This window comes from Halomonas sp. 3H (genome assembly GCF_024206005.1).
Taxonomy (GTDB): Bacteria; Pseudomonadota; Gammaproteobacteria; order Pseudomonadales; family Halomonadaceae; genus Halomonas; species Halomonas campaniensis.
In genome coordinates, this window is record NZ_CP100360.1 from 197,860 (window position 1) to 218,578 (window position 20,719).

At 68.1% G+C, this 20,719-nt stretch carries 17 protein-coding genes, 2 tRNA genes and 1 rRNA gene; 8 read left to right on the top strand and 12 right to left on the bottom strand.

Features of this window, described 5'->3' with window-relative positions; genetic code table 11:
- Positions 1-422: 422 nt before the first annotated feature.
- From NFC98_RS00965 to dksA, 5 genes are all read right to left on the bottom strand, one after another.
- Entirely contained in the window at positions 423-1,808 is a 1,386-nt protein-coding gene (locus tag NFC98_RS00965) for a sigma-54 dependent transcriptional regulator (RefSeq protein WP_254276396.1), read from the bottom strand.
- Positions 1,805-4,744, bottom strand: coding sequence for an ATP-binding protein (locus NFC98_RS00970; protein WP_254276397.1), 2,940 nt, complete (start codon positions 4,742-4,744; stop codon positions 1,805-1,807). The genes NFC98_RS00965 and NFC98_RS00970 overlap by 4 nt, the downstream gene beginning before the upstream one ends.
- A 99-nt stretch (positions 4,745-4,843) precedes the next feature.
- Positions 4,844-5,020, bottom strand: a complete 177-nt coding sequence (locus NFC98_RS00975) for a hypothetical protein (RefSeq protein ID WP_183330969.1) — start codon at positions 5,018-5,020, stop codon at positions 4,844-4,846.
- A gap of 8 nt (positions 5,021-5,028) precedes the next feature.
- The gene (gene gluQRS / locus NFC98_RS00980; RefSeq protein ID WP_254276398.1) at positions 5,029-5,931 is read right to left on the bottom strand and encodes a tRNA glutamyl-Q(34) synthetase GluQRS; all 903 of its coding nucleotides are present in this window, start codon (positions 5,929-5,931) and stop codon (positions 5,029-5,031) included.
- A gap of 90 nt (positions 5,932-6,021) precedes the next feature.
- Positions 6,022-6,459, bottom strand: a complete 438-nt coding sequence (gene dksA, locus NFC98_RS00985; RefSeq protein WP_183330971.1) for an RNA polymerase-binding protein DksA — start codon at positions 6,457-6,459, stop codon at positions 6,022-6,024.
- Positions 6,460-6,684: 225 nt separating this feature from the next.
- On the opposite strand from dksA, the gene NFC98_RS00990 reads away from it, so the two are divergent.
- Complete coding sequence (locus NFC98_RS00990; RefSeq protein WP_254276399.1) at positions 6,685-7,845, top strand: pyridoxal phosphate-dependent aminotransferase; 1,161 nt, start codon at positions 6,685-6,687, stop codon at positions 7,843-7,845.
- Between the two features lie 8 nt (positions 7,846-7,853).
- Positions 7,854-8,612, top strand: a complete 759-nt coding sequence (gene sfsA / locus NFC98_RS00995) for a DNA/RNA nuclease SfsA (protein WP_254276400.1) — start codon at positions 7,854-7,856, stop codon at positions 8,610-8,612.
- A 15-nt stretch (positions 8,613-8,627) separates the two neighbouring features.
- Here the strand turns inward: sfsA and NFC98_RS01000 are convergent, their stop codons facing one another.
- The 6 genes from NFC98_RS01000 to NFC98_RS01025 all read right to left on the bottom strand — a co-directional run bounded on the left by NFC98_RS01000 (position 8,628) and on the right by NFC98_RS01025 (position 13,152).
- Positions 8,628-9,083: a DUF4426 domain-containing protein gene (locus NFC98_RS01000; RefSeq protein ID WP_254276401.1), complete on the bottom strand. Its 456-nt coding sequence runs from the start codon at positions 9,081-9,083 to the stop codon at positions 8,628-8,630.
- Between the two features lie 29 nt (positions 9,084-9,112).
- Positions 9,113-9,709: a methionine biosynthesis protein MetW gene (gene metW / locus NFC98_RS01005; protein WP_183330975.1), complete on the bottom strand. Its 597-nt coding sequence runs from the start codon at positions 9,707-9,709 to the stop codon at positions 9,113-9,115.
- Entirely contained in the window at positions 9,706-10,863 is a 1,158-nt protein-coding gene (locus NFC98_RS01010) for a homoserine O-acetyltransferase (protein ID WP_254276402.1), read from the bottom strand. The genes metW and NFC98_RS01010 overlap by 4 nt, the downstream gene beginning before the upstream one ends.
- A gap of 43 nt (positions 10,864-10,906) precedes the next feature.
- Positions 10,907-11,500 carry a YggT family protein gene (locus NFC98_RS01015; RefSeq protein ID WP_254276403.1) on the bottom strand — a complete coding sequence of 198 codons (594 nt, stop codon included), beginning with the start codon at positions 11,498-11,500 and terminating at the stop codon, positions 10,907-10,909.
- A gap of 60 nt (positions 11,501-11,560) precedes the next feature.
- Positions 11,561-12,382 carry a pyrroline-5-carboxylate reductase gene (proC, locus tag NFC98_RS01020; RefSeq protein WP_254276404.1) on the bottom strand — a complete coding sequence of 274 codons (822 nt, stop codon included), beginning with the start codon at positions 12,380-12,382 and terminating at the stop codon, positions 11,561-11,563.
- A 62-nt stretch (positions 12,383-12,444) separates the two neighbouring features.
- Positions 12,445-13,152 carry a YggS family pyridoxal phosphate-dependent enzyme gene (locus NFC98_RS01025; protein WP_254276405.1) on the bottom strand — a complete coding sequence of 236 codons (708 nt, stop codon included), beginning with the start codon at positions 13,150-13,152 and terminating at the stop codon, positions 12,445-12,447.
- Positions 13,153-13,214: 62 nt separating this feature from the next.
- Here NFC98_RS01025 and NFC98_RS01030 point away from each other — a divergent pair, with 62 nt between their 5' ends.
- Both NFC98_RS01030 and NFC98_RS01035 read left to right on the top strand, forming a co-directional pair.
- Positions 13,215-14,249 (top strand): type IV pilus twitching motility protein PilT, encoded by a 1,035-nt coding sequence (locus NFC98_RS01030; protein ID WP_183330980.1) that lies wholly within the window; start codon positions 13,215-13,217, stop codon positions 14,247-14,249.
- Between the two features lie 48 nt (positions 14,250-14,297).
- Positions 14,298-15,440: a PilT/PilU family type 4a pilus ATPase gene (locus NFC98_RS01035; protein ID WP_254276406.1), complete on the top strand. Its 1,143-nt coding sequence runs from the start codon at positions 14,298-14,300 to the stop codon at positions 15,438-15,440.
- 15 nt (positions 15,441-15,455) lie between these two features.
- On the opposite strand, the gene NFC98_RS01040 is transcribed toward NFC98_RS01035, so the two are convergent.
- Complete coding sequence (locus NFC98_RS01040) at positions 15,456-16,595, bottom strand: anhydro-N-acetylmuramic acid kinase (RefSeq protein ID WP_254276407.1); 1,140 nt, start codon at positions 16,593-16,595, stop codon at positions 15,456-15,458.
- A 116-nt stretch (positions 16,596-16,711) separates the two neighbouring features.
- Between NFC98_RS01040 and tyrS the strand changes: the two genes are divergently transcribed.
- The 4 genes from tyrS to NFC98_RS01060 all read left to right on the top strand — a co-directional run bounded on the left by tyrS (position 16,712) and on the right by NFC98_RS01060 (position 20,427).
- Positions 16,712-17,911 carry a tyrosine--tRNA ligase gene (tyrS, locus tag NFC98_RS01045; protein WP_254276408.1) on the top strand — a complete coding sequence of 400 codons (1,200 nt, stop codon included), beginning with the start codon at positions 16,712-16,714 and terminating at the stop codon, positions 17,909-17,911.
- A gap of 721 nt (positions 17,912-18,632) precedes the next feature.
- Positions 18,633-20,170: ribosomal RNA gene (locus NFC98_RS01050) — 16S ribosomal RNA — on the top strand.
- Positions 20,171-20,268: 98 nt separating this feature from the next.
- Positions 20,269-20,345, top strand: a tRNA-Ile gene (locus NFC98_RS01055).
- A gap of 6 nt (positions 20,346-20,351) precedes the next feature.
- Positions 20,352-20,427: transfer RNA gene (locus NFC98_RS01060), tRNA-Ala, on the top strand.
- The last annotated feature ends 292 nt before the right edge of the window (positions 20,428-20,719 follow it).

The following is a 20,719-nucleotide window of genomic DNA, read 5'->3' on the forward strand; positions in this document are numbered from 1 at the left end:
GATTGTTGTTGTTGGCTCGAGAGGGTGACACGCGTCCGGGATTGTTGTTGTTCGGTCGTCGTGTCTCGGTGGCCGGCCCGCGAGTGTTGTTGTTGTCGGCTTGGCGGGCCCCGTCACGCCTGGCTGCCTGTTGTTGTTGTTGGCAGCGGGTGACGCCGGAATTTGTTTTTCTTGCCAAATACTATTGCACTCGTCATGCCATGTCGTTTTTTCACATTTACTTTCAGTGACTTGTAGAGATGCTGCCTGGGCCGCCCAGCGGTGAGGGGGTCGAGTGTTACCGTCCGGGCGCGGTTGTGGGGCGATGGCTGTGTGGGACGGTAACAAATGGTGCAGAAAGGGGGGCGGAGGATGGCCCCGGGGCGCACCGGGCCCTGTTGCGGGGGACTTGCACCATGGTCGCATGGACCCGGCGAGGGCGGTCACTCCGGCCGGCGGCGGGGGCTCTTCTTGCGCGGGATGCCGAGGCGCTGGCGGCGCTCCCACAGGGACTTGCGGCTGATACCGAGCTTCTGGGCGAGTTCGGTCTCGCTCATCTGGTCCTGGTGCTCCAGCACGAAATGCTGGAAGTAGTCCTCCAGGGAGAGGTCCTCCTCGGCGCCGTCGTCGGCCGCGGTGCCGGCCGAGGGGTGCGGCGAGCCCGGGGTGGCGGGCGCCGGGCGGGGGGCGGGGGAGAGCCCCAGGTCGTCCGGGTGGATCAGGTGGCCCTCGGCCAGGATCACGCCGCGCTCCAGGGCGTTCTCCAGCTCGCGAACGTTGCCCGGCCAGGGGTAGTCGCGGATCTCACGCCGCGCCGCGCGAGACAGCCGCAGCCCCTCGCGGTCGTGGCGCCGGCAGGCCTTCTCCAGCAGGACATCGGCGATGGTCAGCACGTCCTCGTCCCGATCGCGCAGCGGCGGCAGGTCGATCTGCATCACGTTGAGGCGGTAGTAGAGGTCGAGGCGGAACTCGCCGGTCTTCGACAGGGCGCGCAGGTCGCGGTGGGTGGCGGCGATCAGGCGCACGTCGACGTGGCGGGTTTCCACCGAGCCGATCTTGCGGATCTCCCCCTCCTGCAGCACGCGCAGCAGCCGCGCCTGGGCGTCCAGCGGCAGCTCGCCGATCTCGTCGAGGAACAGGGTGCCGCCGTCGGCGGCCTCGACCAGGCCGGTACGGGCCGCGCTGGCGCCGGTGAAGGCGCCCTTCTCGTGGCCGAACAGCTCGGACTCGATCAGCGTCTCGGGGATCGCCGCGCAGTTCACGCAGATCAGCGGTGCGCGCGAGCGCTTGCTCTGCTGGTGGATGGCGCGGGCCACCAGCTCCTTGCCGGTGCCCGACTCGCCCTGGATGAGCACGGTGACGTCGGCCGGTGCCGTCTTGCGGATGCGCGTGTAGACCAGTTGCATGGCCGGGCAGCTGCCGATCATCTGCTGGGCCTGGCCGCTCGGTTCGGTGATGTCCGGCGGTTCGGCCTGGCGCGAGGCCTGCAGGTGCAGTACCCGGGCCACGGTCTCGAGCAGCTCGTCGTGGTCGAAGGGCTTGGCCACGTAGTCCACCGCGCCCTGCTTCAGGGCGTCTACCGCCGAGCGCATGCTGGCGTAGCTGGTCATGATCAGCACCGGGACCGGGGCGGCGCGGGGGATCAGTTCGGTGCCCGGCTCGCCGGGCAGGCGCAGGTCGCTGATCACCAGGTCGAAGCGCTGCGGGTCCAGCTCCATTGCCTCGGCCACCGAGCCGGCCTCGCTGACCCGGTGGTCGTGGCGCTCCAGCAGGCGGCGCAGGGCGCTGCGAATGATGGCTTCGTCTTCAACGATCAGGATCCTGCTCATCGGGGTGTCTCACCCTCCTGTGGGTTCAGCGGCAGCCAGAGGCTGATGCGGGTGCCGCGGGCCTGGCCGGGCGGCGGCGAGTCGATCTCGATCTGGCCGTGGTGCTCGGCCACGATGCTGTAGACCAGCGGCAGCCCCAGCCCCGTTCCCTCGCCGGGCGGCTTGGTGGTGGTGAAGGGCTCGAAGAGGTGGTCGCGCACCCGCGGGTCGATGCCGTGCCCCTCGTCGGTGACGGTGACCCGCAGCCCGCTGTCCCGGGGCTCGCCCGCGATCACCACGCGCCCTCCCGGCTCGCTGGCGTCCCGGGCGTTGCCGAGCAGGTTGACCATCACCTGCAGCAGCCGCTGGGCGTCGCCCTCGACGCGGGGTTCGTCGGGACAGCGGTTGAGGAAGGCCACATCCTCTCCCGAGCGGGCGAGGTGGATCAAGTGAAGGGCCTCGTCGGTCACGGCCGCCATGGAGACCGGGCCGAAGGCGTGGCCGGTGACGTGTCGCCCGCCGTGGGCGAAGCCGACCAGCGAGGCGACGATCCGCGAGACCCTGTCGGTCAGCTGCTGGATCTGCTCGGCGGTCTCCAGCACCTCGGGGTCCTCGGTGTCGTAGCGCAGGTTCTGGGCCAGCGAGGAGATGCCGGTGATGGGGTTGCCGATCTCGTGGGCCACCCCGGCGGCCAGCTGGCCGATGGAGGCGAGCCGCGCGGCGTGCACCAGCTCATCCTCCAGCCACTTCATCTCGCTGTGGTCCTCGATCAGGATCACCTTGCCGCCCAGCTCGTCGTCGCCGCCCTCCAGCTCGGCCTTGTGCAGGCTGAGGTAGCGCAGCCCCCCCTCCAGGGTCACCGGCTGCTTGTAGAGGTGGTCCCGGGGCTCGGCGAGGATCTGGCCGAGCAGCTCCCCCCAGGGGGCCGGCAGGCTGTCGCGACGGGCGCCGATCACGCTCTCGCCGTCGATGCCGGTGAGCGCGGCCAGGGCGTCGTTCCACATCAGCAGCTCGCCATCGTCGCCGAAGGCGCACAGGCCCACCGGGAGGCGGGTCAGGGTGCGGCGGTGGTAGCGGCGCAGGCCGTCGAGCTCCCGGGCCAGGCCGGTGAGCCGCGAACGATAGGCCTCCAGGCGGCTCTCCACGAAGTGGATGTCCTCGGTGGCCTCGGGACCGCCCTGGCGGTAGGGCAGGTAGCGGTCGACGATGTCCCGGGCCACCGAGGGACCCATCAGGCCGGAGAGGTTGGCCTGGAGCCGGTCGCGCAGCCGGCGCAGCGCATAGGGGCGGCCGTCCAGCGGCGAGAGCCCCAGGTCATCCAGGGCCCGGTCGACCTCGCGGATGGCGACCTCCTCGCCGAGCGCCCGCGCCAGGTGCCGCTTGAAGTCCTCGCCGGTGGCCGCCTCCAGGGGCAGGCGCTTGGGGCGGATCACCGCATCCACCGAACAGGCCTCGGCCGCGGCGCGCTCGCCCTCGGAGGTGCGGGTGGCCAGCGACACCAGGATGAAGACCAGCACATTGGCGGCCAGCGAGACCAGGGTCACCACGTACCAGTCGGGCTCGCCGGCGAGGCCCTCGAGCCCCGGCGGGATGATCACCAGCGGTGGCAGCTCGGTGAGCAGCGGTCCCCACAGGCCCAGCAGCCAGACCAGCAGGCCGACGGCCAGCCCCGCGACCATGCCCTTGCGGTTGGCCCCCGGCCAGTAGAGCAGCGCCAGCAGCCCCGGCAGGCACTGGGACATGCCGACGAAGGCCGCCAGCCCCAGGGTAGTGAGGTCGTGGTGGACGCCGACGATGCGGTAGAACAGCCAGCCGCCGAGGATCACCGCGGCGATCAGCATGCGCCGCAGCCACAGCAGCCAGCGGTAGAGGTCGGGCTGGGCCTCGGGCGGGTGGGCGACCAGCAGCACATGGTTGAGGATCATCCCTGACAGGGCCAGGGCGATCAGCACCATGGTGGCGCTGGCGGCGGCGAGGCCGGCGATGAAGGCCAGCGACTGGACCCACAGGGCGTCCGACAGGCCATAGGCCAGGTAGGCCGTGCCCACCGCCTCCTGGGCGCCGAGGTGCTGGCCGGCCCACAGGATCAGCGGCACCGGGATCGCCATCAGCAGCAGGAACAGCGGCAGCGACCAGCTGGCCTGTAGCAGGGTGTGGCGGGAGAGGGTCTCGGCGAAGGTGATATGGAAGATGTGCGGCATCAGCAGGGCGGCGGCGAAGAACAGCAGCAGCAGGGTGCGCCAGTGGGCCGGGTCCGTCTGGATGACGCTGGCCTGGTGGACCTGGCCGGGGCCGTCCAGCCAGGCCTGGAGGGCCATGGGGCCGTCGAAGATGCCGAACAGCGCGATGGCGCCCAGCCCCAGCATCGCCACCAGCTTGACCAGCGAGGAGAGGGCGATCACCGCCAGCAGGCTGTCGTGGCGGTCGTTCCTCCGCCCCTGGCGGGCACCGAAGAGCATCGCGAACAGCGCGATCATGGCGCAGAAGGCCAGCGCCAGCAGCGCCGGGGAGGCGGCACCGGTCATCAGGAAGATGGCGTTGCCCAGGGTCTGCACCTGCAGGGCCAGCAGCGGCAGCACCGCCAGCAGGCTGATCAGGGTGATCAGGGTGCCGACCCAGCGCGAGCGGAAGCGGAAGGCGAACAGGTCGGATAGCGAGGCCAACTGGTAGGTGCGGGTCATGCGCTGGATGGGCACCAGCAGCACCGGGGCGAGCAGGAAGGCGCCGGCCACCCCCAGGTAGTAGGCCAGGTAGCCGTAGCCCGAGGTGGAGGCGAGCTCCAGGCTGCCGTAGATTGCCCAGGCGCTGGCGTAGACCCCCAGCGCCAGGGTGTAGACCAGCGGGTGGCGGGTGATGCGCGTGGGAATCCAGCCGCGCTCCACCGCCAGGGCGCAGAGGAACAGCACCAGCAGGAAGCCGGTACCCAGGGCGAACACGCCGGCCAGGCTGGCGTTCATCGAGCTTCCCCTTCTGCAACAGCCACAGGGTCAGGGCGAACGGCACGCCCCGCGGCACGACCGGGATAGCCGGTACCCGGTACGCGACGTGGCCTAAGGCTAGCGTTCATCGAGCTTCCTCTTCTGCTCCAGCCACAGGGTCAGGGCGATCAGCACGCCCCACAGCACGAAGGGCCGGTACCAGGCCACGCCAGGGCTGGCCCAGCCGCTCATCATCAGCGGCGAGAGCAGGTAACCCCCGAGCACCAGGAAGAGCATGATGCGGTAGACGTACATGGGGCCTCTCAGCGGGTCGGGAGGCCGTCCGGCTCGGCCGGACGGTGCGGATCGGGACGGATGCGCTCCGGGCGCCAGGCGGCGACGGCCCACGCCAGCTGCTCGGCCACCGGCGCCGTGGCCAGCTCCCGGGGCGGGGCCTGGTCGAGGGACGCCAGCGCCCGGTGGAGCAGCGGTCGCACCCGGGCATCCTCCAGCGGCAGCGGCGGGGCCAGGTTCTGCTTGGAGAGCTTCTGCCCGCCCTCGCCGATGATCAGCGGCAGGTGCAGGTAGCGCGGCGCCGGGAACCCCAGGGCGTGCTGCAGCTGCCGCTGCCAGGGGGTGTTGTCGAGCAGGTCGAAGCCGCGCACCACGTCGGTGATGCCCTGGTCGGCGTCGTCCACCACCACGGCGAGCTGGTAGGCCCACAGGCCATCCTTGCGGCGGAGCACCACATCGCCCAGCTCGGGCGGGTCGAAGCGCTGCTCGCCGAACAGCCGGTCCTGCCATACCACCGGGCGCAGGCCCAGGTCGCTGCGCAGCCGCCAGGCCACCGGCTTGCCAGGCTCGCGGACCCCGTTGCGGCACCAGCCGGGGTAGACGGCGTAGTCGCGCCACTGCTTGCGCGAGCAGCTGCATGGGTAGGCCAGTCCCTGCTCGACCAGCCGCACCAGGGCAGCCGCATAGGCGTCGTCGCGGTCGTGCTGCCAGAGCACCGGGCCGTCCCAGTGCAGGCCGAAGGCCGTGAGCTGGCGCTGGATCTCGGCGGCGGCCCCGGCCGGGCAGCGCGGCGGGTCGATGTCCTCGATGCGCAGCCGCCACTCGCCGCCCGCCTGGCGAGCGTCGAGGAAGCTGGCCAGCGCCGCGACCAGGGAGCCGAAGTGCAGCGGGCCCGAGGGGGTGGGAGCGAAGCGGCCGCGGTAGCCACTCATGGGCGACTCCTGTGCCGGGCGTCAGACACGCAAACGGGCACCCAGGGGTGCCCGTCGCGGATGGCTGGCGGTCTCATCGGCATGGCCGACTCAGCCGCCCAGCTGCTTTTCCTTGAGCTCGGCCAGCGTCTTGCAGTCGACGCACAGCGTGGCGGTGGGTCGCGCCTCCAGGCGGCGGATCCCGATCTCGACGCCGCAGGCCTCGCAGAAGCCGTAGTCATCCTCGTCGATCTTCTCGAGGGTCTCGTTGATCTTCTTGAGCAGCTTGCGCTCGCGATCACGGGTGCGCAGCTCCAGGCTGAAGCCCTCCTCCTGGGTGGCGCGGTCGGCCGGATCGGCGTAGTTGTTCGCTTCCTCCTGAAGGTGACGAACGGTGCGGTCCACTTCCTCCATGAGCTCCTGCTTCCAGCCCAGCAGGATCTGTCGGAAGTGCTCCAGCTGCTGCTCGTTCATGTACTCTTCACCCGCCGCCGGCTCGTAGGGGGTGAATTTCTTGGGCGCTTCCACTTTCTTGTCGGCTACTGGCATGGGACTGCCTCGTTACTTTAGTGACTGCTGATCAATACCCGCCGCGGTGCAAGGTATCTCACGCCAAAGGGATGCTTGTTTAGCGGAAAAAGCCTCGCGTTGCAACTCTGCGTGCCCGACTGCCTGCGTCATCACCACCAAAGTCGCTACAATGTGCCCCTTTGACCGCGCGACGGCGGAGAGTCTCCCGTCGCGTCAACCCTGATTGCCGACAGGAGACCGTGCATGTCGTGGAGTTCGCGCATCGAGCGCATCGCCCCCTTCCGGGTGATGAGCCTGCTGGAAACCGCCCAGGCCCGCGAGGCGGCTGGCCATGACGTCATCCACCTGGAGGTGGGCGAGCCCGACTTCCCCACCCCCGAGCCGGTGGTGGCCGCCGGCCGAGAGGCGCTGGCCGCGGGCCATACCCGCTACACGCCGGCGGCGGGGCTGCCGGCCCTGCGCGAGGCGATCGCCGGCCACTACGCGACGCACTTCGGCGCCGAGGTCGACCCGCGGCGCATCCTGGTCACCCCCGGGGCCTCCGGCGCCCTGCTGCTGGCCAGCCAGCTGCTGGCCGGCCCCGGCGACCGGGTGCTGATGGCCGACCCCAACTACCCCTGCAATCGCCACTTCATGGCCCTGGCCGGCGCCGAGGTGGACGCCGTGCCGGTGGGGCCGGCGAGCGGCTGGCAGCTGGATGCCGCGCTGGTCGAGGCGAACTGGCATGAGGCCACCCGCCTGGCCATGCTGGCCACCCCCTCGAACCCCACCGGCCATATGCTCGATGCGGGCCAGCTCGCGGCCGTGGCCGAGACGGTGGCGGCCAGGGGCGGCCACCTGCTGGTGGACGAGATCTACCAGGGGCTCTGCTATGACCTCGCGCCGCTCTCGGTGGCGGCGATCACCCCGGACGCCTTCGTGGTCAACAGCTTCTCCAAGTACTTCGGCATGACCGGCTGGCGCCTGGGCTGGCTGCTGGCGCCGGAGGCGGCGGTGGAGCCGCTGACCCGCCTGGCCCAGAACGTCTTCCTGGCGGCCTCCACCCCGGCCCAGCATGCGGCGCTGGCGGCCTTCACGCCCGAGTGTCGGGAGCTCCTGGAGGCCCGGCGCGTCGAGCTCGGCCGGCGCCGTGACGCCCTGCTGGCGGGACTGGCACGGTTGGGGCTGGCGCCCTCGCTGCCGCCCCAGGGCGCCTTCTACCTGTGGCTCGACATCTCCCGTTACAGCGACGACAGCCAGGCCTTCTGCCGGCGCCTGCTCGAGGAGGAGAGCGTCGCGATCACACCGGGGATCGACTTCGCCCTACGGGGCGGCGAGCACCACGTGCGGATCGCCTTCACCACCGGCATCGCCAGGCTCGAGGAGGCGGTGAGCCGCCTCGAGCGCTTCCTGGCCCGGCAGTAGGGGGCGGGATGGACTACCCCGAGCTGGTGCCGGGCACCCTGCTGCGGCGCTACAAGCGCTTCCTCGCCGACGTGCGGCTCGACGACGGCCGCGAGGTGGTCGCCCACTGTCCCAACACCGGCTCCATGCGGGCGGTGAACGTGCCCGGCTGCCGGGTATGGCTCGCGCCCAGTGACAGCCCGGCGCGCAAGCTGGCCTGGACCTGGGAGCTGATCGAGCTGCCCCAGCCCGACGGTGCCCTGGCGACCGCCTCGGTGCATACCGGGCGGGCCAATCGCATCGTCGAGGAGGCGCTGCGCGAGCAGCGGGTGCCGACCCTGGCCGGCTACGCGACCCTCAGGCGCGAGGCGAAGGTGATGCCGGGAACGGGAAAGGCGTCCCGGCTGGATTTCCGCCTCGAAGAGCCCGGGCGCGCCACGGCCTTCGTCGAGGTGAAGCAGGTCACCCTCCGGGAGGCCGACGGGCACGGCTACTTTCCCGATGCGGTGAGCGAGCGCGGCCGGCGGCACCTCGAGGTGCTGGCCGAGCTGGCGGCCACCGGGCGGCGGGCGGTGCTGCTGTTCTGCGTGGCCCACGAGGGGATCCCGGACGTGGCCCCGGCGGCCCACCTGGACCCGGCCTATGCGGCGACCCTGCGCGAGGTGGCCGAGGCGGGGGTGGAGCTGCTGGCGCACCGCTGCGAGATCGTGCGGTGTGCCGGCCAGCCGGTGGCGATTCGCCTCGGGGCGGCGCTGCCGGTGTGCCTCGCGCGGTCCTGCATGCCGTGAGGGGCCGCTCAAGGCTCAGCGGTCGATGTAGAAGCGCTGGATGAAGCTGACCTGGGCCGGCGCCGCGTTGCGGTCGTGGCGGACCTCCAGGTCGAAGCGCATCGGCTCGTCCTCGTGGATGCGGAAGACCGCCACCTGGGAGGGGGTGTCGCCGCTGCGCAGGGTGCGGAAGCTGAGCGGCACGCTCTCGCTGGTACTGGAAAGCCCTCCGACGCGGCCGTTGACGCTGGCCGGCACCGCTCGGGTGGTGCCGTCCTCGAGTTCCTCCAGCACGCTGACGTTGAGCAGTGCCATCACCTGGCTGCGCTGGATGCCGTGCTCGCGAGCCACCTCCTCGGGAAGGAAGCTGGTGTTCACCGCGCTGTAGTGGATCTGGTAGCCGTCGTGGCGTTCGAACTGCTGGGCGGCCAGGGGGCCGGCCAGCAGCGCCAGTCCGCCCAGGAACAGGCCGTACAGGAGTCGTCGAGTCATCGTGAACCCTCTCGCTGCGGGAATCCGGGTCAGCCGCGGCTGACCCGGAAGATGGCGATCTCGCCGAACAGGTTGGGCCACAGCCGCGAGGTCCAGTGTCCCTCGTGGTCGCCGATGCCCACCTCCCGGTCGACGATGATCAGACCCTTGTCGCGGCAGAGTTGTTCAAAGTCGTTGAAGGTCGACAGGTGGATGTTGGGGGTGTCGTACCAGGCATGGGGCAGCGACTTGGAGACCGGCATGTAGCCGCGGATGCCCAGGTGGACCCGGTGGCGCCAGTAGGCGAAGTTGGGGAAGGTGATGATCGCCTCGCCGGCGACACGCAGCATCTCGTCGAGCATGCGGTCGGGGCGGCGCAGCGCCTGCAGGGCCTGGGTCATCACCACCAGGTCGCAGGCATCGTCGTCGAAGTTGGCCAGCCCCTCGTCGAGGTTCTGCTCGATGACGTTGACGCCGCGGGCGATGCAGGCGGTGATGCCGTCCGGGTCGATCTCCAGGCCGTAGCCGCTGACGTTCTTGTCCCGGGCCAGGGCGGCCAGCAGGGTGCCGTCGCCGCAGGCCAGGTCGAGGATATGGGCCCCCTCGGGGATCCAGTCGTGGATCAGCGTGAGGTCGGCGCGCTTCATGGGCGGTCCTCCAGGCCGAGGTCCCGGGCGATGCGGGACATGAAGGCGGCGAATACCGCCTGGTAGCGGGGCTCGGGCATCAGGAAGGCGTCGTGGCCGTGGGTCGAGTCGATGTTGGCGTAGCTGACCGACTTGCCGGCCCGCATCAGGGCATCCACCAGCTCCCGGGAGCGCGACGGCGGGAAGCGCCAGTCGGTGGTGAAGCTGACCACCAGGAAGGGGCACTCGGCCGGGGCCAGGGCGCGGGCCAGGTCGCCGCCGTGGACCGCGGCGGGGTCGAAGTAGTCCAGCGCCTTGGTCATCAGCAGGTAGGTGTTGGCGTCGAAGGAGTTGGAGAAGGTGTCGCCCTGGTAGCGCAGGTAGGACTCCACCTGGAACTCCACGTCATAGCCGAAGTTGAAGTCGTCGCTGCGCAGGTCGCGGCCGAACTTGTGGCCCATGGCGTCTTCGGAGAGGTAGGTGATGTGCCCCACCATGCGCGCCAGCTTGAGGCCGCGGCGCGGCACCTTGCCGTGCTCGGCGTACCAGCCGTCATGGAAGTCGGGGTCGGAGCGGATCGCCTGGCGCGCCACCTCGTTGAAGGCGATGTTCTGGGCCGACAGCTTGGGCGTGGCCGCGATCACCGCCGCGTTGGCGATGCGCTCGGGATAGGCCAGCGCCCACTGCAGCACCTGCATGCCCCCCAGGCTGCCACCGATCACCGCGGCGAAGCGCTCGATCCCCAGCCGGTCGGCCAGGCGGGCCTGGCTGTGCACCCAGTCGCCCACCGTCATCATGGGGAAGTCCGGCCCCCACTGGCGACCGGTCTCCGGGTTGCGGCTGATCGGCCCGGTGCTGCCGTGGCAACCGCCCAGGTTGTTCAGCGAGACCACGAAGAAGCGGTCGGTGTCGATGGACTTGCCGGGACCGATGTGGGCATCCCACCAGCCCGGCTTGCGCTCGTCGGCATCGTGGTAGCCGGCGGCGTGGTGATGCCCGGACAGGGCGTGACAGATCAGCACGGCGTTGGAGCGCTCGGCATTGAGCGTGCCGTAGGTCTCGTAGACGAGGTCGTAGGCCTGCAGCGTCCTGCCGCAGGCCAGGTCCAGGGGGTCGTCGAAGTGCGCCGTCTGGGGCGTCACCACGCCGACCGAGTCGCGCGGGAGCTCGGGCATCGGTCGTTCCGTGTCCAGTCGTTGCGTGAGGATCGTGTTCGGGTCACAGGCCGACCAGGGCACCGGCGATGCCGGCGGCGCGGGTCAGCGAGCCCACCACGATACCATCGATGAGGCTGATGGCGATGAACGCCACGATGGGCGACAGGTCGATCATGCCCAGCGGCGGGATCACCTTGCGCAGCGGCGCCATGATCGGCTCCACCAGCTGCATCACCAGCAGTGCCCCCGGATGGCTGGCGTTGGGAGCGACCCAGCTGAGGATGATCATCGCGATCAGGGCGAAGAAGTAGATCTTGAGGATGGCGTTGGCCAGTGCCGCCACCGCGCCGATGGCTACGCCGGCGATGGGGGCCATGCCGAAGCCGGCGATCTGCAGGATCACCACGATGCTGACCGCCTTGATCACGAAGCCGGCGGCCAGGGTGGCCAGGTCGAAGCGGCCCATCACCGGGCCCAGAAAGCCCTGGAAGGGGCGCACGACCGGCTGGGTGACCTTCACCACCGACTGGCTGATCGGGTTGTAGTAGTCCGCCCGGGATGCCTGCAGCAGGAAGCGCAGCATCAGCAGGAACAGGTAGATATTGATCAGGGTGTTGACCAGCAGCAGGCCGGCACTTCCCAGTTGGCTGCCCATAGGGCTCCTCCTCAGGGCTGGATAGAGAGAGTCTTCATGCCGCGTGCATCGGCGGTGCCATCACTTGCCGAGCTCGTCGGCCATCTCGCGGGCACGGGCGGCGCAGGCGTCCATGGCCTCGGCCATGGTGCGACGCAGGCCCGCCTTCTCCAGATGCTCGATGGCCCGCTCGGTGGTGCCGCCGGGCGACATCACGTTGCGCTTGAGCTCGGCGGGGGGCTTGTCGCTGGCCATGGCCATCTTGGCGGCCCCGAAGGCGGTCTGCATGGCCAGCCGGCGGGCGGTCTCGGCGGGCAGGCCCAGCTTCACGCCGGCCTCCTCCATGGCCTCGAACATCAGGAAGAAGTAGGCCGGGGCGCTGCCGGAGACCGCGGTCACCGCCTCCAGCAGGGCCTCGTCGTCGACCCACTCCACCAGGCCCACGGCCTCCATCAGCTCGGTGGCGAGCCGGCGCTGCTCGTCGCTGACCCGGGCGTTGGCGAAGAGCCCGGAGGCGCCGGCGCCCACCAGCGAGGGGGTGTTGGGCATGCAGCGCACCACCGGCAGGTCGCCGCCCAGCCAGCGGGAAAGGGTCTCGGCCGGCAGGCCGGCGGCCACCGAGATGATCAGCGGCCGGCGTCGCTGGATCACGCTGGCCATCCCCTCGCACACCTCGCGCATCACCTGGGGCTTCACCGCCAGCACCACCACATCGGCCTGGCTGACCGCCGCGGCGTTGTCGGTGTTGGTGTGGATGCCGTAGCGCTCGTGGATCGGCGCCAGGAAGGCGTCGCTGGGCGAGGTGGCGGTGATGGCGGAGGGAGAGAAGCCGTTGTCGATCATGCCCCCGATGATGGCGCCGGCCATGTTGCCCGCGCCGATGAAGGTGACTCTGGTGGCCATGGAATCTGTCCTGTGTCGGTCGACGAATGAGGCCGGTGGGGTTCACCGGCTTCCGGTAGTGGTCACGCTCGTGCGGTGCGCTCCCCGAAGATCGCGGTGCCCAGGCGGACCAGGGTGGCGCCCTCGAGCACGGCGGCCTCCAGGTCCGCGGTCATGCCCATCGAGAGGGTGTCGAGCGGCGCCTCGGGGAACCGCTCCCGGAGCGCCTCGAGGGCCTCGCGAAGGCGGGCGAAGGGCTCGCGCTGGGCGTCCCGACCCTCGGCCGGCGCGGGGATCGCCATCAGCCCGCGCAGGCGGAGGTGGGGCATCGCCAGCACGGCCTCCGCCAGCGCCGGCAGCTCCGCCAGGCTCACGCCTGACTTGGAGGTCTCATCGCTGATGTTGACCTGCAGGCAGACCTCCAGCGGTGGCAGTCCTTCGGGGCGTTGATCGTTCAGACGCCGGGCGATCTTCTCGCGGTCTACGCTATGTACCCAGGCGAAGTGCTCGGCCACGTCGCGGGTCTTGTTCGACTGCAGCGGGCCGATGAAATGCCACACGATCCCGTCGAGGTCGGCCAGCTCGGCCTGCTTGTCCAGGGCCTCCTGGACGTAGTTCTCGCCGAAGTCGCGCTGGCCGAGGTGCCAGGCCTCGCGGATCATCGCCGACGGCTTGGTCTTGCTGACGGCCAGCAGCCGGGCCGCCGAGGCGGGGCGCCCGGCATCGGCCAGGGCCGCGGCCAGGCGGGCGCGAGCCGCGGCGAGGGACTCGGAAAGTATCAGGGCCTTCATGTCGCAAGGTCTGTCATACTAATCATCACTGAAGGGCACCAATTCGGGAGCAGGGAAAACGCATGGATATTACCGAACTGCTGGCGTTCTCGGCAAAGCAGAACGCCTCCGACCTCCATCTCTCGGCGGGCCTGCCGCCGATGATTCGCGTGGACGGCGATATCCGCCGGCTCAACGTGCCGGCCATGGAGGACCGCGAGGTTCGCAAGCTGATCTACGACATCATGGCCGATCGGCAGCGCCGCGACTACGAGGAGTTCTTCGAGACCGACTTCTCCTTCGAGGTGCCCGGGGTGTCGCGCTTCCGTGTCAACGTGTTCAACCAGGCGCGCGGTGCCGGGGCGGTGTTCCGTACCATTCCCTCCGAGGTGCTGACCCTGGAGGACCTGGGCCTCGGCACCGTCTTCCGCCAGCTCTCGATGCTGCCGCGCGGGCTGGTGCTGGTCACCGGCCCCACCGGCTCGGGCAAGAGCACCACGCTGGCGGCGATGATCGACTACATCAACGACAACCGCTACGAGCACATCCTGACCATCGAGGATCCGGTGGAATTCGTCCACCGCAGCAAGCGCTGCCTGATCAACCAGCGCGAGGTGCATCGCGATACCCACGGCTTCGCCCCGGCGCTGCGCAGTGCCCTGCGCGAGGACCCGGACGTGATCCTGGTCGGCGAGCTGCGCGACCTGGAAACCATCCGGCTGGCGCTGACCGCGGCCGAGACCGGCCACCTGGTGTTCGGCACCCTGCACACCACCTCCGCCGCCAAGACCATCGACCGGATCATCGACGTCTTCCCCGGCGAGGAAAAGTCCATGGTGCGCTCGATGCTCTCGGAGTCGCTGCAGGCGGTGATCTCCCAGACGCTGCTCAAGCGCATGGGCGGCGGGCGCGTGGCGGCCCACGAGATCCTCATCGCCACCGCGGCGGTGCGCAACCTGATCCGCGAGGACAAGGTCGCGCAGATCTATTCCGCCATCCAGACCGGCGGCAACCTGGGCATGCAGACCCTGGACGCTTCGCTGGCCAAGCTGGTGGCCGACAACGTGGTGGCGCGTGACGAGGCGCAGGCCAAGGCGAAGGGCGTGCTGGCGAGCTGACCGTGGGCGGCCGCGCGGCAGGGAACAACAGGCAAGAGGAGCAGGGACATGACGGCGAAAGAGTGGCTTTACCAGCTGCTGGACATCATGGTGCAGAAGGAAGCCTCGGATCTGCTGATCTCGGTGAATGCGCCGCCGACCTTGAAGATGGCCGGGAAGCTCACCCCGCTGGGGGATCAGGGGCTCTCCGTGGCCCAGGTCGACGAGCTGGTCAGCGCGTCGATTCCGGACGTGGTGATGGAGCGCTTCCGGGTGGAGCGCGAGGCCAACTTCGCACTGAGCCTCAAGGACAAGGGGCGCTTCCGTGTGAGCGCCTTCCAGCAGCGTAACCAGAAGGCGATGGTGATTCGCCGCATCGCCTTCGAGATCCCCCACCTGGAGGAGCTGTCGCTGCCCTCGGTGCTGGGCGAGCTGGCCAACAACAAGCGCGGCCTGGTGTTCGTCGTGGGCGGTACCGGTACCGGCAAGTCGACCACCCTGGCGTCAATGATCCAGCAGCGCAACGAGACCCTGGGCGGGCATATCATCAGCGTCGAGGACCCCATCGAGTACGTGCATCCGCACAAGAAGGCGATCATCAACCAGCGCGAGGTGGGGATCGACACCGACTCCTTCGAGGTGGCGCTGAAGAACACCCTGCGCCAGGCCCCGGACGTGATCCTGATCGGCGAGATCCGGACGCGGGAGACCATGGAGCATGCGCTGACCTTCGCCGAGACCGGTCACCTCTGCCTGGCCACCCTGCACGCCAACAACGCCAACCAGGCACTGGACCGCATCATCCACTTCTTCCCCCATGAGCGGCACGAGCAGATCTGGCTCGACCTGTCGCTCAACCTCCGGGCAATCGTCGCCCAGCAGCTGCTGCCCACCGTGGACGGCGGGCGCTGCCCGGCCATCGAGATCATGCTCAAGTCGCCGCTGATCGGCGACCTGGTGCGCAAGGGCGAGGTCAACGAGATCAAGAACGTGATGGCCCGCTCCCGGGACCTGGGCATGCAGACCTTCGACCAGGCCCTGTACGACCTCTTCAGGGCGGGCAAGATCACCGAGGAGGTGGCGCTGGTGCATGCCGACTCGGCCAATGACCTGCGCATGATGATCAAGTACGGCGACGAGGGCAGCGAGGGGATGACCCAGGCCCGCGAGGCGGCCAGCCACCTCTCGCTGCGCCGCGACGACGACTTCTAGGCCGAGCCGGCACGCTCAGGGGGCGTAGACGCCCCCCAGCACGCGGGGCCCGGCGGCGCCGGTCACCGACGGCAGGTTGCCGGGCAGTCCGGCCAGCCGTCGCCAGGCCAGCCAGGCGAAGGCGCCTGCCTCCAGCCAGTCGGCGGGCCAGCCCCACGCGTCGCTCTCCGCCAGGCGCGCCTCTGGCAGGCGCGCGGCCAGCCGGCGCAGCAGGTCGGTGTTGTGGGCCCCGCCCCCGCAGGGAATCAGCGCCGTGACCGGCGGGGCATCGAGCCGCTCCCTCGCCATCTCCACCGCCAGCATCACGCTGGCCGCCGTCAGCTCGGCCAGGGTGGCCTGCACGTCCTCGGGCGCCTCATCGCCCGTCAGCTGCCCCTCCAGCCACGCCAAATGGAAGAGCTCGCGCCCGGTACTGCGCGGCGGCGGCAGGTGGAAGAAGGGCTCGGCGAGCAACCGCTGCAGCAGCGCCGCGTCGACCCGCCCCGAGGCCGCCCAGGCGCCGTCGGCATCGAAGCGGCCGCTGCGATGGCTGGCGTGCCAGGCGTCCAGCAGGGCGTTGGCCGGCCCGGAATCGAAGCCCAGGGGGGCGCGCGGGTCCTCCGCCGGAGGCAGCAGGGTCAGGTTGGCGAAGCCCCCCAGGTTGAGCACCAGGCGCCACTCGCCGGCGGCACGGAACAGCGCCTCGTGGAAGGCGGGCGCCAGGGGGGCGGCCTGGCCGCCGGCGGCCAGGTCCCGGCGACGGAAGTCGGCCACGACTCGGCAGCCGGTCAGTTCGGCCAGTCGGCTGGGGTTGTCCAGCTGCAGGGTGTAGGCGGGGCCGCCCCCGTGGCCACAGGGGGCATGCTCGATGGTCTGGCCGTGGCTGCCGATGGCCGTGACCGCCTCCTGCGGCGTGTCGCTGGCCGCGAGCAGGGCCGCCACGACCTCGGCCTGCAGGCAGCAGAAGGCCTCCTCGGCAGCGGCCAGCTCGGCAAAGCTGGCGCGCTCGGCATGGCAGAGTGCCCAGAGCCGTTGGCGCAGTCCCTCGGGCATCGGCGCCGCCTGGGTCGCCAGGAGCCGGGGTGGGGCCGCGCCAGGGGGGCTGGCGATTTCCACCAGGGCCGCGTCGATGCCGTCCAGGCTGGTGCCGGACATCAGGCCGATGAACAGGGGCATGGGTCCTCCCGGGTGATGCGGCGTCACCGCGCGCCGTCGAGTCATGCTACCATCCTGCCCCATTCGTTGGGCCCATCACGGGTCCCGCCCCCCCTAATTCTGTGGAGTAGGAGACGATGAGCGATGTGGCGAGCGCGCTGGCGCTGCTGAAGCGAGGCACCCAGGAGATCCTGCTTGAGGAGGAGCTGGTGAAGAAGCTCGAGTCCGGGCGCAAGCTGCGGATCAAGGCGGGCTTCGACCCCACGGCGCCGGACCTGCACCTGGGTCACAGCGTGCTGCTGACCAAGATGCGCCAGTTCCAGGACCTCGGCCACGAGGTGATCTTCCTGATCGGGGACTTCACTGGCCGCATCGGTGATCCCACCGGCAAGAATGTCACTCGCAAGCCGCTCACCGAGGAGGAGGTCCGCGCCAACGCCCAGACCTACAAGGAGCAGGTCTTCAAGATCCTCGACCCCGAGAAGACCGAGGTGCGCTTCAATGCCGAGTGGTTCTCCGCGATGAGCGCCGCCGACATGATCGAGCTGGCCGGCCAGAGCACCGTGGCCCGCATGCTCGAGCGCGACGACTTCGACAAGCGCTACCGGTCGGGTCAGCCCATCTCCATCCACGAGTTCCTCTACCCGCTGGTGCAGGGCTACGACTCCGTGGCGCTCGAGGCCGACGTCGAGCTGGGCGGCACCGACCAGAAGTTCAACCTGCTGATGGGGCGCGAGATCCAGAAGCACTTCCGCATGGAGCCGCAGGTGGTGATCACCATGCCGCTGCTGGAAGGCCTCGACGGCGTGCAGAAGATGTCCAAGTCGCTGGGCAATTACGTGGGCGTCGATGAGGCGCCGGGTGCCATGTTCAACAAGCTGGTGTCGATGCCCGACAGCCTGATGTGGCGCTACTTCGAGCTGCTTTCCCTCAAGCCCAACGAGGAGATCGAAGCGCTCAAGCGCGATGTCGAGGCGGGTGCCAACCCCCGCGATACCAAGATGGTACTGGCCCGCGAGCTGATCGCCCGCTACCACGGGGAAGAGGCGGCCGCCAACGCCCATCGCTCCGCCGGCAACCAGCTGGCCGAGGGCGAGCTGCCCGAGGACCTGCCCGAGGTGGAGGTGGACTTCGAGGGCAGCGACCAGGCCCCCATCGCAGCGGTGCTCAACCGCTCGGGGCTGACCAGTAACAGCGCCCAGGCCAAGGATATGCTCGGCAATGGCCGGGTCAAGGTGGACGGCGAGGTGGTCGAGCGCGACCACCTGCTGGCCACCGGCAACAGCTACGTCATCCAGGCCGGCAAGAAGCGCTATGCCCGAGTGACGCTCAAGTAGTCGGACATGACCCTTCTGGCCCAGGCCAGTGGACGCTGCGCCCGCCTAAGTGCGGGCGCAGTCGTTTCGGGACTCCACTCGCCCTATCCGAAGGCCACTCTCACCCACCCATCTGTTTATCCACAGCCTTCGGGCGCCAGGGCGCTGTGGATAGCCCGGGGCGGCACGCTGGCGCAACGGTTTCCCCGTTCTGCCACCGCCCTGACATTTTTTTACCGGAAGGGCTTGCGGGGTCCCGGGGAAGTCCGTAAAGTACGCATCCGCTGCCGGCGACGGGCAACGTTGCAGGCGGTAAAAGTGGGGAAAGTGGTTGTTCTGCTTGGGGTTTTCGAAAACACCTCGCTTGACAGTCACCGCGGATTCGGTAGAATGCGCCCCACAAGATTCGCCGCCCCCTCGATGGGGTGGGGCGGTCAGCAGCCACGGCAAGTTCGCTTCGCCAACCACTGCTTGACACGCCGAAGCGAATCGGTAAAATACCCCTTCCTCGCAGGGCGCTGGCGAGACGGGAGCCACGGCTCACGTCACGACAGCAAGCGAGCCGCTCTTTAACAATCGATCAGGTAATTCATGTGGGCGCTTGTCGATGTGTCGGTGACCAGTCACTGAAACATCAAGGCAAGCGACTCGTCAAAGATCCACGGATCTTTTTGAGAACGTTTGAACCTTGAGCCAAGTTTGGTCCGCTTCCTTCCTTGAAGGGTAAGGACTATATGATCTTAAACTGAAGAGTTTGATCATGGCTCAGATTGAACGCTGGCGGCAGGCCTAACACATGCAAGTCGAGCGGAAACGAAGGGAGCTTGCTCCCAGGCGTCGAGCGGCGGACGGGTGAGTAATGCATAGGAATCTGCCCGATAGTGGGGGATAACCTGGGGAAACCCAGGCTAATACCGCATACGTCCTACGGGAGAAAGCAGGGGCTCTTCGGACCTTGCGCTATCGGATGAGCCTATGTCGGATTAGCTGGTTGGTGAGGTAATGGCTCACCAAGGCGACGATCCGTAGCTGGTCTGAGAGGATGATCAGCCACATCGGGACTGAGACACGGCCCGAACTCCTACGGGAGGCAGCAGTGGGGAATATTGGACAATGGGCGAAAGCCTGATCCAGCCATGCCGCGTGTGTGAAGAAGGCCCTCGGGTTGTAAAGCACTTTCAGTGGGGAAGAAAGCCTTGGGGCTAATACCCTCGAGGAAGGACATCACCCACAGAAGAAGCACCGGCTAACTCCGTGCCAGCAGCCGCGGTAATACGGAGGGTGCGAGCGTTAATCGGAATTACTGGGCGTAAAGCGCGCGTAGGTGGCTTGATAAGCCGGTTGTGAAAGCCCCGGGCTCAACCTGGGAACGGCATCCGGAACTGTCAGGCTAGAGTGCAGGAGAGGAAGGTAGAATTCCCGGTGTAGCGGTGAAATGCGTAGAGATCGGGAGGAATACCAGTGGCGAAGGCGGCCTTCTGGACTGACACTGACACTGAGGTGCGAAAGCGTGGGTAGCAAACAGGATTAGATACCCTGGTAGTCCACGCCGTAAACGATGTCGACTAGCCGTTGGGAGCCTCGAGTTCTTAGTGGCGCAGTTAACGCGATAAGTCGACCGCCTGGGGAGTACGGCCGCAAGGTTAAAACTCAAATGAATTGACGGGGGCCCGCACAAGCGGTGGAGCATGTGGTTTAATTCGATGCAACGCGAAGAACCTTACCTACCCTTGACATCGTGCGAACTTGGTAGAGATACCTTGGTGCCTTCGGGAACGCACAGACAGGTGCTGCATGGCTGTCGTCAGCTCGTGTTGTGAAATGTTGGGTTAAGTCCCGTAACGAGCGCAACCCTTGTCCCTATTTGCCAGCGATTCGGTCGGGAACTCTAGGGAGACTGCCGGTGACAAACCGGAGGAAGGTGGGGACGACGTCAAGTCATCATGGCCCTTACGGGTAGGGCTACACACGTGCTACAATGGTCGGTACAAAGGGTTGCAAAGCGGCGACGTGGAGCTAATCCCAGAAAGCTGATCTCAGTCCGGATCGGAGTCTGCAACTCGACTCCGTGAAGTCGGAATCGCTAGTAATCGTGAATCAGAATGTCACGGTGAATACGTTCCCGGGCCTTGTACACACCGCCCGTCACACCATGGGAGTGGACTGCACCAGAAGTGGTTAGCCTAACTTCGGAGGGCGATCACCACGGTGTGGTTCATGACTGGGGTGAAGTCGTAACAAGGTAGCCGTAGGGGAACCTGCGGCTGGATCACCTCCTTAACGACGACGTCACCGGCACGCGGCAAGTGCTCACAATGAATTACCTGATCGACCAGAGCAAAAGACTGTTTGGGTCGCGGACCCAGTGGTTGGAAGCCGGGTCTGTAGCTCAGTTGGTTAGAGCGCACCCCTGATAAGGGTGAGGTCGGCAGTTCAAATCTGCCCAGACCCACCATTTAGCGGGGCCTTAGCTCAGCTGGGAGAGCGCCTGCCTTGCACGCAGGAGGTCAGCGGTTCGATCCCGCTAGGCTCCACCAATTTCCTCATCAGGAACTTGGCCATGGCTCAGCTGGGAGAGCGACTGCCTGCACCAGGAGGTCGCGCCGGGGTCGCGTTCGACTTCGATCCCGCTTGGCTCCACCATCTCTCTTGCATGAGAGTCTGCCCCCCGCCCACACAGTCGTTACCTGATCGGATCCGCAGTCATAAGCCCTCCTTGCACCATGCAATGACCGGTTTATGACTGTCGATTGACAGTCTGCTCTTTAACAATGTGAATCATGCTGACAAACGTTCTTTCCGCAAGGAAAGGACACGAGATACGTCTCA